Annotated in this window: 11 protein-coding genes; 10 read left to right on the plus strand and 1 reads right to left on the minus strand. The window is 45.6% G+C overall.

What is annotated here, in order from left to right; translation table 11 throughout:
- Positions 1 to 35 precede the first annotated feature (35 nt).
- The 10 genes from prmB (at position 36) to hflX (ending at position 12,334) form a co-directional block, all read left to right on the plus strand.
- Entirely contained in the window at positions 36 to 968 is a 933-nt protein-coding gene (prmB, locus tag BCU07_RS02855) for a 50S ribosomal protein L3 N(5)-glutamine methyltransferase (protein WP_017060640.1), read from the plus strand.
- A 253-nt stretch (positions 969 to 1,221) separates the two neighbouring features.
- Positions 1,222 to 1,863 (plus strand): LysE family translocator, encoded by a 642-nt coding sequence (locus BCU07_RS02860; protein WP_017060639.1) that lies wholly within the window; start codon positions 1,222 to 1,224, stop codon positions 1,861 to 1,863.
- Between the two features lie 535 nt (positions 1,864 to 2,398).
- Positions 2,399 to 3,856, plus strand: a complete 1,458-nt coding sequence (locus tag BCU07_RS02865) for a protein adenylyltransferase SelO (protein ID WP_102429096.1) — start codon at positions 2,399 to 2,401, stop codon at positions 3,854 to 3,856.
- Positions 3,857 to 4,008: 152 nt separating this feature from the next.
- Positions 4,009 to 4,737, plus strand: a complete 729-nt coding sequence (locus BCU07_RS02870) for a response regulator (protein ID WP_017066145.1) — start codon at positions 4,009 to 4,011, stop codon at positions 4,735 to 4,737.
- A gap of 45 nt (positions 4,738 to 4,782) precedes the next feature.
- Complete coding sequence (locus tag BCU07_RS02875; RefSeq protein ID WP_102429097.1) at positions 4,783 to 6,228, plus strand: ATP-binding protein; 1,446 nt, start codon at positions 4,783 to 4,785, stop codon at positions 6,226 to 6,228.
- Positions 6,229 to 6,339: 111 nt separating this feature from the next.
- Entirely contained in the window at positions 6,340 to 7,587 is a 1,248-nt protein-coding gene (locus BCU07_RS02880) for an ABC transporter substrate-binding protein (RefSeq protein ID WP_004736057.1), read from the plus strand.
- A gap of 181 nt (positions 7,588 to 7,768) precedes the next feature.
- Entirely contained in the window at positions 7,769 to 8,707 is a 939-nt protein-coding gene (locus tag BCU07_RS02885; protein WP_010439457.1) for a carbohydrate ABC transporter permease, read from the plus strand.
- Entirely contained in the window at positions 8,704 to 9,561 is an 858-nt protein-coding gene (locus BCU07_RS02890; RefSeq protein WP_004736059.1) for a carbohydrate ABC transporter permease, read from the plus strand. Before BCU07_RS02885 ends, BCU07_RS02890 begins: the two co-directional genes overlap by 4 nt.
- Positions 9,562 to 9,567: 6 nt before the next feature.
- Entirely contained in the window at positions 9,568 to 10,680 is a 1,113-nt protein-coding gene (locus BCU07_RS02895) for an ABC transporter ATP-binding protein (protein WP_102384921.1), read from the plus strand.
- Between the two features lie 286 nt (positions 10,681 to 10,966).
- A complete protein-coding gene (gene hflX / locus BCU07_RS02900; RefSeq protein WP_017080345.1) occupies positions 10,967 to 12,334 on the plus strand; it encodes a GTPase HflX in 1,368 nt (455 codons plus the stop codon).
- Positions 12,335 to 12,431: 97 nt separating this feature from the next.
- Here hflX and pfaD read toward each other — a convergent pair whose 3' ends face one another.
- Positions 12,432 to 14,069 carry an eicosapentaenoate synthase subunit PfaD gene (pfaD, locus tag BCU07_RS02905; RefSeq protein WP_102429098.1) on the minus strand — a complete coding sequence of 546 codons (1,638 nt, stop codon included), beginning with the start codon at positions 14,067 to 14,069 and terminating at the stop codon, positions 12,432 to 12,434.
- Between the last annotated feature and the right edge of the window lie 33 nt (positions 14,070 to 14,102).

The following is a 14,102-nucleotide window of genomic DNA, read 5'->3' on the forward strand; positions in this document are numbered from 1 at the left end:
AATTAGCAGTATTGTAGCGCTTTTCGGAGACAATTTTGGATAAGATTTTTGTAGAAGAAGCGGTATCAGAACTACACACGCTTCAAGATGTGATTCGTTGGACTGTTAGCCGCTTTAACGCAGCGGGCCTATTTTATGGTCACGGCACTGATAACGCGTGGGATGAGGCAGTACAACTTATCTTACCTACTCTTTATCTGCCGATTGATGTTCCTTCGCATGTGATGAACTCTCGTCTAACGAGCAGCGAACGTCTACGTATTGTTGAGCGCGTAATCAAGCGTATTAATGATCGTACACCAACGGCTTACCTAACCAACAAAGCTTGGTTCTGTGGTCTTGAGTTCTTCGTTGATGAGCGCGTTCTTGTGCCTCGTTCTCCAATTGGTGAGCTGATCGAAGCTCAATTCCAACCTTGGTTAACTGAAGAGCCAACTCGCATCATGGATATGTGTACGGGTAGTGGTTGTATCGCTATTGCTTGTGCTCACGCATTCCCAGACGCTGAAGTAGATGCGATTGATATCTCTACTGACGCATTGCAAGTTGCAGAGCAGAACGTTCAAGATCACGGCATGGAGCAGCAAGTGTTCCCAATCCGTTCAGATCTTTTCCGTGATTTGCCAAAAGAGAAATACAACCTGATCGTATCTAACCCACCTTACGTGGACGAAGAAGATATGAACAGCCTGCCAGATGAGTTTACTCACGAGCCAGAACTTGGCCTAGCAGCGGGTACAGACGGTCTGAAATTGGTTCGTCGCATCTTAGCTAATGCACCAGACTACCTAACTGACGACGGTATTCTTATCTGTGAAGTTGGTAACTCAATGGTTCATATGATGGATCAGTACCCAGAGATTCCATTCACTTGGATTGAATTCTCTAACGGTGGTCATGGCGTATTCATGATCACTCGTGAGCAGCTTGTTGCTTGCGCTGATGAGTTCTCTATCTACAAAGACTAGGTTTCAATTATTAGGTTAGTGCCCCTATCTTAGGGCTGTAAGCTTAGAACCTGACATCTAGTAAGACGTTCGATTTGAAACGTTTTTATTTAAACGCCATGCAGCAATGCATGGCGTTTTTTATTGCCTAGATTAAAGATGTTTGCATTTTTATCGAAGACGTTAAGCGCAATATTTAGTTGATTAATATGAGGGCTTATTACATATTGGTGTTTAATATTTAGTCGTTTTAGTGAGTTAAGGAGGATTCACGATGAGCTTTGATACATGGATTTATTATTTATTAGCGGTGCTAATTTTAACGGCATCACCAGGCCCAAGTTCTTTATTGTGCATGACCAAAGGTGTGCAATCTGGCTTTAAATTATCGATATTTACTGCCTTGGGGAGCTTAACTGCGATTACTGGTATTTTAACTTTATCGTTTACCGGGCTAGGGGTAATTATTGCTTCGTCTGAAGTGGTATTTAATGTCATAAAATGGACTGGTGCAGCTTATCTGATCTTCCTCGGTTGGAAGTCTCTGCGCTCTAGCCAACAAGATTATGACAAGTTATCGGATCAACAAGGCGGTGCTCAATCTGTCAAAGAAAGCGCTGCGCAGCATTACTTAAGTGGCTTTATTGTTGGCGCGAGTAACCCCAAAGCTATCTTGTTTTTTACTGCACTTTTCCCACAGTTTATTGATCCCTCAATTGCGCTATTACCACAGTTTACCGTGTTTGCTTTTACCTTCGCAGTGATGGAATTGTCTTGGTTATTGGTGTATGCCTACTTGGGGGCGAAGTCGTCAAATTGGTTGTTTGCGAAAGGTCGAGCCAAGGTCTTTAATCGTGTCACTGGAGGTGTCTTTATTGGGGCTGGCGCACTGCTTTCGACGACCAGTCGAGCATAACTTTCTGTTTTATCAGAGAGGTGAATGGTTACAGAATATTCTTGATGCTGTCATAAAAGGTTAATATTAATGTGCTTGCTGCTTTTGGCGAAAAGCCGATATATTGTAGTTACACCATCACGTTCTCAAGGAGAGACATATGCAGCATCAAGAAATGATTCAACACAGTAACTTTGGCGTAATCAGTCGTACTTGGATTTTCTCTACCCTTTCTCTAGTGGGTATTCTTGCTCTAATGTAGTCAGCTTCATGGCTCTATAGTTTTAGTTTTTATTATGAAATCACTTGTTAAAAAGTCTTCAAAGTCAGAACTCTTTCTCTTATAAATGTGGCTTTTCTCATCAGGCTAGCCACTTAACTTTTTCTTAGTCATCTTCTTCTAGCAAGCATCCCCCAGTAATTTACTCCTAGTCACCACTTTCTTCCTGTGGAATGGTTTATCACCTTACCTCTATAAACAAGCGCCATCGCACTTCTGAAGTTGTTACGAAACTGTGATAATCTTAAGTTATCTTTTATCTACAGTGTATCTCTCATGTCTGTCTGGGATTCTATTTCATTTAACAATCGATTTACTGCATTACCTCGACTGTTCTATACCCCAATCCAACCAACTCCGTTAAGCAATGTCCAATGGCTCGCCTGGAATCAAACCCTTGCAACTGACCTTGGCTTTCCGTCATTTGAGAGCGCTTCAGAAGAATTGCTAGATACCTTGTCTGGCAATGTGGAACCAGAGCAATTTTCTCCGTTATCGATGAAATACGCAGGCCATCAGTTTGGTGCTTATAACCCTGATTTAGGTGATGGAAGAGGGCTGTTATTAGCTCAAATTGTCGCGAAAAGTGGCGAAACGTTCGATTTACACCTTAAAGGTGCCGGTAAAACTCCCTATTCACGTATGGGCGATGGACGCGCTGTTATTCGATCAACCGTTCGTGAGTACTTATGTAGCGAAGCGATGGCAGGGCTCAATATCCCAACCACTCGCGCGTTGGCTATGATGACCAGCGACACACCGGTATATCGAGAGAAGCAAGAGTGGGGCGCATTGTTGGTGCGTGCTGCCGAATCACACATCCGTTTCGGTCACTTTGAACATCTGTTTTATACCAATCAGTTGGCTGAGCATAAGTTGCTGGCCGATAAAGTCATTGAATGGCACTTCCCTGAGTGTCTCGATGAAGAGAAACCCTACGCTGCTATGTTTAATCAGATTGTTGACCGTACCGCGGAGATGATTGCGTTGTGGCAAGCGAATGGTTTTGCTCATGGCGTGATGAACACCGATAACATGTCGATCATCGGGCAAACTTTCGATTATGGTCCGTTCGCGTTTCTTGATGAATATGACCCAAGATTGATCTGTAATCACTCGGATTACCAAGGTCGTTATGCGTTCAATCAGCAACCAAGAATCGGTATGTGGAATTTATCGGCATTGGCACACTCGTTGTCACCGCTGGTGGAGAGAGCTGATTTAGAGGCGGCATTGGAACAATACGAGCCACAAATGAACGGTTATTTCAGCCAACTGATGCGCCGAAAGCTTGGTCTGCTTTCCAAGCAAGAAGGCGACAGCCGCTTGTTTGAGTCTATGTTCGAGCTGATGTCGCAAAACAAAGTCGACTACCCAAGGTTCTTTAGAACGCTATCGAACCTAGACACCTTGTCGCCACAAGAAGTGATTGATCTGATAATTGATCGAGAGGCAGCAAAACTGTGGGTAGATAACTACTTACAACGCTGCGAATTGGAAGATAGCTCAGTGGTCGAGCGCTGCGAAAATATGAGACAGGTAAACCCGAAATACATCCTCAGAAACTACCTAGCTCAGCTAGCGATAGACAAAGCAGAGCGCGGTGATAGCAGCGATATTGACGCTTTGATGGTGGTACTGGCAGACCCTTATGCGGAACACCCGGATTATGAATACCTTGCGGCTCTACCTCCTGAGTGGGGCAAAGGTATGGAGATTAGCTGCTCGTCTTAAATCGGCTTATCAGTATAAAACCAACAGATAGCGGTCGCTTAGTTGTGATCTCTATCTGTTTGTTCTTCTAATTTTACAAACATATCAATAATCAAATACTCGACCTGCCTATACACTATGTGAATAAGTTGTAAATTTTATAGGTTTGGGCGATGCCAACAAATACTCGAATTCTCGTGGTGGATGATGATCAAGAAATCCGCGAGTTGCTGGAAGAGTACCTTACAAAATCGGGTTTCGATGTCTCTTCGGTTGGAGATGGTGTTGAACTAGAAACTCATCTCCAAAGCCAAGGTTATCCTGACCTGATACTTCTAGACGTGATGCTTCCTGGTGACGATGGTTTTACCTTGTGTCAACGCGTCCGTAAGCAATCGAATGTGCCTATCATCATGCTGACTGCCGTATCGGATGAAACCGACCAAATTATCGGCTTAGAAATTGGTGCTGATGATTACATTGCCAAGCCGTTTAGCCCTCGTCAGTTAATGGCGCGTATCAAAGCGTTGTTGCGCCGCGTTCAAGTGGTGGATGACAAGACAAGTGATGCATTGCCAAAACAGATTGTTTTTGGTGATTGGACGCTTGATACGTTAGCGCATCGAATTTCCCACAATGAAAACTCGGAAGAGATGGATTTGTCGGGCAGTGATTTTTCTCTGTTGATGTTGTTCTTAACTCGCCCTAACGAAGTTCTCGACCGTGACACTATCTCATTCGCGACCAGAGGCCGTGAAGCGTTGCCTTTTGAGCGAGGCATTGATGTGCAGCTTAGTCGTCTGAGAAGCCGATTGGGCGACAGTGGCAAGTATCCTCACTACATCAAAACCATGCGCGGTAATGGCTATATCCTCGCTGTGCCTGTTCAGTATGAACACTGATAATCAAGTGATGTTAATGAGCACCTCGGCAATGAAGTATTTCCTATGAACGGGTTGAGTCGGTTAAAGCCAAACTCTTTGGTTGCCAGAACATTGTTACTGACCTTGTTAGCTGTGGTGATAGCTCAAGGTATCGCAACGTCTATTTGGTATAGCGAATCCAAACACAAAGAACTGGAGGGGATTCGTTCTGCCTCTTCAAGCATGGCCAATATGTTTGCCTCGACGGTGACTTTCTTCCAGTCTCTGCCCGTTAAATATCGCCATATCGTGTTGGATCAAATCCGCAATATGGGCGGTACGCGCTTCTTCGTTTCTTTCAATAAAGAGGCGTTGATTGTCGAACCGATCCCTGATACCCGTTTAAAAACCGCCTCGATTGAAGCGATAGAAAGTGTTTTGAGTAGCAAGCTCAATAAAGTCGAATCAGTGCGGGTTGATTTCTCTCGCCCTGAACATCTTCGTTTGCTTAAAAATGACATCTACTTGAGCGATCTCCCACGATCGTGGGCACATCATACTTTAACCTTAGAACCTCTTAACCCTCCTATTCTGGTTGTTCAGATAGAATTAGCCAGTCATGAATGGGTGTATATCGCCGCGTTGTTGCCTGCGCCTTACGTCAAACTCGACGATACGATTCTTGGCAGAGAGCAGGTGATCTTCTTAGTTTCCTCAACACTTATTCTTTTGGTTTTGACTTACTTGATGATTCGTCGCCAAGTACGCCCTCTTAAAAAGTTAGCAAGAGCCGCTAATGAGATGAGCATGGACATTCAGCAACCCCAACTGAAAGAAGAAGGGGCGACTGAACTGGTCACCGCAACCCGAGCCTTTAATCGCATGCAGCAACGGATTCGTCGCTATGTTGCCGACCGAGAGCACCTTTTTTCTGCGATCTCCCATGACTTAAAGACACCAATAACACGTCTAAGATTGCGTGCAGAGTTGTTGGAGAGTGAAGTAAAGAAAGACAAATTCAATAAAGATCTCGATGAGCTCGAGATGATGGTCAAAGGTGCTTTGCAAGCGGTAAGAGACACCGATCTACACGAGAATAATGCCATTATTGACCTCAATGAAATGGTGCTCTCTGTGATTGAATCTCATAACCAGTATCAGACAAAAGTTGAGTTCGAACCGGTTGTCATTGAGCCATTGGTCGCGAAACCACTGGCGATTAAGCGTGTACTGACCAACTTAATCGACAACGCAGTTAAGTATGGTTCATCTGCCGTAGTGGAAGTTAGTGGTGATGAGCTTTGGGTGGTCGTGACTATTCAAGACCGTGGCAATGGTATCCCAGAAGACAAGCTAGAGATGGTCTTTGAACCCTACTTTAGGCTTGCAACCGACGACCAAGGACACGGACTTGGCCTCGGGATCTGCCGAAATATCCTGCACGGACACGGCGGAGATCTCATTATTCGCAACTCCTCTCAAGGCGGCTTAGAAGCCAAAGTCTATATCCCCACAGGCCTAGAAGTGTAATGTAACAATTGTGTTACATGGGGCTTACCTTTTGTTTCAATCTTATCAATCAGAATAAGTAGACTCTTTATTGAACCGGACGTCGAGTCCGCTAAAACATGGAAGATAATAATGAAAATCAATAAAACCCTACTTACTCTATCTCTTCTTGCTGCCTCAACATTTTCTCAAGCTGGTGAAGTGGAAGTGCTTCACTGGTGGACTGCCGGTGGCGAAGCGAAATCCGCAGCGGTACTGAAAGAGATGATTGAAGAACAAGGCCATACTTGGAAAGATTTTGCTGTTGCGGGTGGTGGCGGTGAAAGTGCGATGACTGTTTTGAAAACTCGAGCAGTATCGGGCAATCCTCCATCTGCCGCGCAGATCAAAGGTCATGATATTCAAGAGTGGGGTGGTTTAGGTTTTCTGACGTCTCTCGATGCGACTGCTAAACAAGAACAATGGGATGAGTTACTGCCAGAGGTGGTGACTAAAGTGATGAAGTGGGACGGCGAATATGTGGCGGTTCCTGTCAACGTTCACCGTGTTAACTGGCTTTGGGCGAACCCTGTTGTTTTAGAAAAATCAGGCGTTACGGTTCCAACTACGTTAGATGAGTTCTTTGTTGCTGCAGACAAGATTAAAGCAGCTGGCTTCATTCCATTGGCTCACGGTGGTCAACCTTGGCAAGACGCAACCGTATTCGAAGCGGTGGCTCTTGATGTTCTAGGCAGTGAAGATTACAACAAAGCGTTCGTTGATCTTGATATGGACGTATTATCTGGCGACAAGATGGTGGAAGTGTTCACCAAGTTCAAAAAGATGCGTGACTACATCGACAGCAACTCTCCAGGTCGTGATTGGAACGTCGCAACTTCAATGGTTATCAATGGCGAAGCCGCGATGCAAATCATGGGCGATTGGGCGAAAGGTGAGTTTACTGCGGCAGGCAAAGTGCCGGGTAAAGATTACATCTGTGCACCAGCTCCAGGTACTGACGGCCAATTTACCTTCAACATCGATAGCTTTGCGTTCTTTGAGTTAAGTGACAAAGAGAACCAAAAAGCGCAGCAAGACCTAGCGAAAACCATTCTTACTAAAGACTTCCAAGAAGTCTTCAACCTTAACAAAGGTTCTATCCCTGTACGTCTAGATATGGACATGTCTAAGTTTGATCAATGTGCGTTGGACTCAATGGCAACCTTCAAAGCGAGTGCTGAATCTGGCGATCTTGTTCCGAGTATGGCTCACGGCCTAGCGACAACAAGCTACGCTCAAGGCGCTATCTATGACGTAGTGACCAACTTCTTCAATGAGAAAGATGCCGATCCGAAACAAGCGGCAGCTAAGTTAGCAAAAGCAGTGAAAGCGGCTATCTAATCTAACTTGATAAGTGACACACAACGCACGTGAGTGACGGGTTGTGTTGCTTTATCGAACCCCCAGGGTGGGTAGGCTCGTAGGGAGCCTATCTGCTCTTCACTCCCAATTCTAATATGCGTGATGCTGATGTGGTGCCGAAAGGTAAGCCATTGGCTCGATTGTGCAACAAGGATAAGTTATGGAGCATGTTTTGACTGAGTCGACTCCAAAACCCACAAGGAGCCAGCCTGCACCGAAACCGAGTTTTGCTGACAGGTTGCAACATTGGTTACCTAAAATTGTGCTGGCGCCAACTGCGTTAGTGACCGTGGTGTGTATCTACGGTTATATATTTTGGACGGCCGCATTGTCGTTCACCAACTCTCGATTTCTTCCGAGCTTCAACTTCGTTGGTTTAACCCAATATGAAAAGCTGATGGATAACGATCGTTGGATCACCTCTATCACCAACCTCGGTGTGTTTGGTTTTCTATTCATGGCGATTGCTATCTTGCTAGGTGTTGGTTTAGCGGTATTGCTTGACCAGAACATCCGTCAAGAAGGCGCGATTCGCACTATCTATCTCTACCCAATGGCGTTGTCATTCATCGTGACGGGTACGGCGTGGAAATGGATTCTTAACCCGGGTCTTGGCATTGAAAAGTTGATGCAAGACTGGGGATTTACTGACTTCAAATTTGACTGGCTCGTCAATTCTGAAATGTCGGTTTACACCTTAGTGATTGCAGCACTTTGGCAGTCTTCTGGATTCGTGATGGCGATGTTCTTAGCCGGTCTGCGTGGCATCGATTCTTCAATCATCAAAGCGGCTCAAATCGATGGGGCAAGCTTACCCACTATCTATCTCAAAATCATTCTACCTTGCTTGCGCCCTGTGGTTTTCAGTGCGGTGATCATTACTTCTCATATTGCAATTAAGAGCTTTGACCTTGTGACGGCAATGACGGCAGGTGGCCCCGGTTATTCATCGGATCTTCCTGCGCTATTTATGTACGCACACTCCTTTACTCGCGGACAAATTGGCCTTGGTGCTGCCAGTGCCATGATGATGCTTGCTGGTATCTTAGCGATTCTCGTGCCTTATCTTTACTCTGAACTTAGGGAGAAAAAGTCATGATGAATAACATCAATTTTGCTCGAATCTTTATTTATTCAGCACTGCTTTTCTTCTGTTTAGTGTACCTAATGCCATTGTTCGTAATGGCGCTGACGTCATTCAAAACTCTGCCTGATATCAAGGCGGGCAACCTGATGAGCTTGCCAAAAGAGTGGGTGTTCGACGCTTGGTATAAAGCGTGGGACACCGCTTGTACAGGCGTGAAATGTGAAGGCATCAAAGGCTACTTCTGGAACTCGTTCCAAATGGTGATTCCTGCGGTTGCGATTTCAACATTGCTCGGTGCATTCAATGGCTATGTCGTGACGAAATGGCAATTCAGAGGTTCAAACCTGTTCTTTAGTTTGTTGTTATTTGGCTGCTTCATTCCATTCCAAGTGGTGCTACTACCAATGGCAACCATGCTCGGCAAGATGGGGCTAGCGAACACAACCATCGGCTTGGTGATTGTGCACGTTATCTACGGTATGGCATTTACCACACTGTTTTTCCGTAACTTCTATATCTCTATTCCTGATGAATTGATCAAGGCGGCAAAGCTCGATGGTGCTGGCTTCTTTACGATTTTCTTCAAGATCTTATTACCGATCTCGACACCAATCATCATGGTGACGGTGATCTGGCAGTTCACCGCGATTTGGAATGACTTCTTGTTCGGAGTGGTCTATTCCGGCTCAGATACTCAGCCGATCACTGTGGCATTAAACAACCTAGTCAACACCAGCACTGGCGTTAAAGAATATAACGTCGACATGGCTGCCGCGATCATCGCCGCACTGCCAACGCTGTTGGTGTATGTCTTCGCAGGAAAATATTTTGTTCGTGGCCTAACGGCAGGATCAGTAAAAGGATAATTACCCATGGCAACATTAGATTTAAAACAGATCCGTAAAACCTATCGCAACGCGGACAACGAAACGTTAAAGGGCATCGACATCAGTATCGATTCGGGGGAATTTTTGATACTTGTCGGCCCTTCGGGGTGTGGGAAATCCACCTTGATGAACACCATAGCTGGGCTAGAGAATATTAGCTCGGGTGAGATTGTAATTGATGGCATAGACGTGGCGCAGGTTGAACCTAAAGATCGCGATATCGCGATGGTATTCCAGTCGTACGCGCTTTATCCAAACATGACGGTACGCGGCAATATCGCTTTCGGTTTGAAGATCCGCAAGATGCCGCAGCAAGATATTGATGCAGAGGTAAATCGAGTGGCTGAAATGCTGCAAATCGAACAGTTGCTTGATCGTAAACCATCGCAACTTTCTGGTGGTCAGCGTCAACGTGTCGCGATGGGACGCGCTCTAGCTCGTCGTCCTAAGCTGTATCTATTTGATGAGCCGCTTTCAAACTTGGATGCCAAGTTGCGTGTTGAGATGCGTCATCAGATAAAGCGTCTGCACCAGAAGCTGAATACCACGATTGTTTATGTAACCCATGATCAGATTGAAGCTATGACACTCGCTGATCGCATCGCAGTAATGAAAGATGGTGAACTGCAGCAGTTAGGCACACCACAAGAGATCTACACCAAGCCAAATAACATGTTCGTGGCGGGCTTTATGGGCTCACCATCCATGAACTTCATTAAGACCATGGTGGATTTGGATGAGGAACAGAATCCGATCATCAAAGTAACTGGCACGGCGGAGCAAGAACACCACATTCGTTTGCCAAAGAGTATGCGCGACCAAGATGGCAAAGAGTTGGTGATAGGGCTACGTCCTGAGCACATTACTGAGCAGCAGGGTGATGATGTTTCTGCCTCTACAAAGCTAGACTTACAACTAGAGGTATTGGAACCGACAGGGCCAGATACTATTGCGATGGTTAAAGTGAACGACCAAGAAGTCGCGTGTCGTTTATCGCCAGAATTTGAAGTGTCCGTTGGGCAAATGGCACCGCTGCATTTTGACCTATCCAAAGCGGTATTCTTCGATGCTCAAACCGAAGCGAGAATCGATTTCTAACTTCTAACTTCTAGTTGCTGAGTTAGTTTAACAATCAAAGTTCATGTCTAAATCAAAGGCAGTATCACCAACTAGTAATAAGTAATGTGATGCTGTCTTTTTCGTTGTCTATACTTGCTTTTTATCCCTTATAAAAACAGAGGGATAAACGATATATATGCTTCTACTGCAATAATATCTTGATTTAGTATCCCTTAGCTCTATAAAGCTGACGTAGAAACGCGTAGGATCACACTACTTTAGACCAAAAACTAGGTTGCACCTTGGTGCATAAACAGAAGAATACATGAAACTAACAGCAAAACCAGCGGCGAATAACGCTTTACTTATTTCTATTACGACACCGGATTTTAAAGGTGACGAAGCAAAAGAGTCTCTTGCCGAACTTGCTCGCTTAGTGACAACCCTAGGGTTTAAAGTCGTAGGTACGCAATCGCAACATCACAGCTCATCACAACGACAAAACGTGTTGGGTGCCGGTAAGCTTGCTGAAATTGCACATCTAACTGGTTATCAAGGCTCTATTGAAGAAGCAGAAGATGAAGACTTTATTGATGAGTCGTTTGATTTTAATACTGAAATCGATGAGCTAGATTTTGATGATCTTCCAACGGGCAACTTCCAATACGGTGCCGCTGATGTTGTGGTATTTGACTGTGATTTAAGCCCATCTCAAATGCGTACTGTTGAGGCGAGTTTGGGTGTGGAAGTATTTGACCGTACTGGCATCATCATCGAAATCTTCAGCCGTCACGCTCGTACTCGTACCGCTCGTTTGCAAGTTGATATCGCTCGTCTAAACTACTTAGTGCCACGACTTCGTGAAACGGCTGAGGGTGATAAAGAGCGTCAAATGGGTCAGGGCGCAGGTGAAACATCACTAGAGCTAGACCGTCGTAACGTACGTGACCAAATTGCTGCGCTTAAGCGTGAGCTAGTAAGCGTACAAGATGAAATGAAGACCCGACGCACAAGGCGCGCGGAGCTTTTCACTGTTGCTTTAGTTGGCTACACCAATGCCGGTAAGTCTTCGATGATGCGTGCAATGACCGCAACCGAAGTGGTGGGTGAAGATAAACTGTTCGCAACGCTAGATACTACGGTTCGTGCACTTCAGCCGATTACTCAGCCACGTATCTTGGTTTCAGACACCGTTGGTTTCATCAAGAAACTGCCACACGATCTGGTTGCTTCATTCCACTCAACGCTAGCAGAAGCGCATGATGCTTCATTGCTTTTGTATGTGGTTGATGCTTCTGACGTTTCGTTCCGAGCTCAGCTTGATGTCGTACACGACGTATTAGCACAAGTGGGCGTTGAAGGTAGCGAAAAACTATTAGTGCTGAATAAGTGCGATAGATTGACTGAAGAACAGCAATTAGAGCTGATCGAAGAATTCCCAGATGCGATGCTAACGTCGACTCGTGATCCGCTAGATATTACGAAGCTGCACAAGTACATCGTTGGTGTTGCTGAAGAAGGCATGATCGAAGAAGAGATCACTATCCCTTATTCTGGACAAGGCATCATCGGCGAGATTCGCTCAAACATGAGTGTGGTTAAAGAAGAGTACGACTACGAACACATCAAATTAACGGTTCGTTCAAGCGCCATTGATTTAGCGCGACTGAAAAAGCGTATGCAGAAGTCTTAATCTTTTAGCTAGCTTAAGAAAAATGACCAAAAGAAAAGCGACCCGTTAAGGTCGCTTTTTTTATTCGTTGAGCTTAATTAACTCTGTATTGAAATGCCTACGCCATTCTTTGAGTCGGCTTCCAACGTGCTAGCTCTGGATCAAGCTTGATGCCTTGTGAGGTCAGCAGGTTAACACGAGCTAAGTAAGCCGCACCGTGCATCAGATGCTTAGCAAGATCAACGGCATTACGCTGTTGGTAATCATCTAAATAGCTGTCTTTTGCCCATGCGTTGAATGCGCCAAGTGCCGGACCAGCCCATACTTGGTAATCCATTTCACGACCTTGTTCACCGGTGTTTGACCAACGGCTAGAAAGCCCTAAGTACCAACGGAAGATCAACGCCATCTTACGCTTTGGGTTGCCTTCAGCACGTTCGATCTGTTTAGGGTCACGCTCGTTAAAGTGCGCCACAGTCCCAGCCCAAATATCATCCAGTGTTGAACGGAATACTTGCTTCTCTAGTTTCAGACGCTCTTCTACTGGAATTGCCTCAATCGAGTCGTAACGTGTGTATAGCTCATACAGTTTGTTGGCACGCATTGGGAATAAAGTGCCGCGCTTAACCACTTGCAGTTTGACGCCCATTTCGAACATGTCTGCCGCCGGAGCCATAGTCACGTCAGCCATTTCGGTTGTCGAAAGTAGCTTACGTGTGTGCTCGCTCGCGCCAGCCTCAACACACGCTTGGTTGATTGAACCAGTAACAATGTAAGCAGCACCCATGTTAAACGTCGCTAGAGCAGCGTCAGGCGTACCTAAGCCACCACCACAACCGACACGTAGCGGAGTTTTGAATTGGTACTGTGCTTGGATTTGCTCTTTCAGTGCAAGAATCGTTGGCAGTAGAGTAACCAGTGGGCGGTTATCGGTGTGACCACCAGAATCGGCTTCTGCGGTAATGTCATCAGCCATAGGAACCAGCTGTGCCAGTTCCATCTGTTCTGCTGTGATTCGACCTTCATCAACCAAAGCTTGCAGCATTTTCACAGGAGCTGGCTGCATGAACTTACTTGCGACTTCAGTACGGCTTACCTTAGCAATAACCTTGTTGCCAATCTGAATCTCACCTTGTGCATCGCGGCTAAGGCCAGCTGCACGGTAGTGAACGATTTGCGGTGTTAGACCTAAGAAAGCAGAAGCCTCAACCGTTTTTACCTTATGTTTCAAAAACAGCTCTACACTGCCGCGTTCTAGTGCGGGTTCGCTTGGGCTGTGAATCAGATTAAACGCATAAGGGCCGTTAGGCAGTGCTGATTGAATACGATTAATCGCTTGCTCAACACGAGACGGGATTAAGCCCGCCGCGCCAAATGAACAAAGAATGCCAGCTTGGCCAAGGGCAATTACTAACTCTTCAGATGAAATGCCGTTTGCCATTGCGCCTGCATAGTAAGCGTATTTCACGCCATGACAGCGACGAAAATCTTCGTCGCCTAGGCTTTGTGTACCAAGAGCTGGAGCAAATGCGCTAACAGGTTGGTTGTTCGCTGAGCTTGCTGAATCGCCTGATGCAATCTCTGCTTGTTGGCTTACGCCTAAGCCTTTTTCTGGGTGGTTCACGACGTAACAAGCAAGGCTTAAATCTTTCAAGATTGTCGACATTGCTGCGTTATCGAAACGCGTTGTGTTCTCTTCGATCTGCCAAGGCCACGGAGATAGCTTTTCGTTATTGATAGTAGTTTGAGTTGTCATAATTATTTCTTTCCTAGTTCTCTGTCTCTGTCA

Source organism: Vibrio sp. 10N.261.54.E10, from assembly GCF_002877735.2.
Lineage (GTDB): Bacteria > Pseudomonadota > Gammaproteobacteria > Enterobacterales > Vibrionaceae > Vibrio > Vibrio crassostreae_C.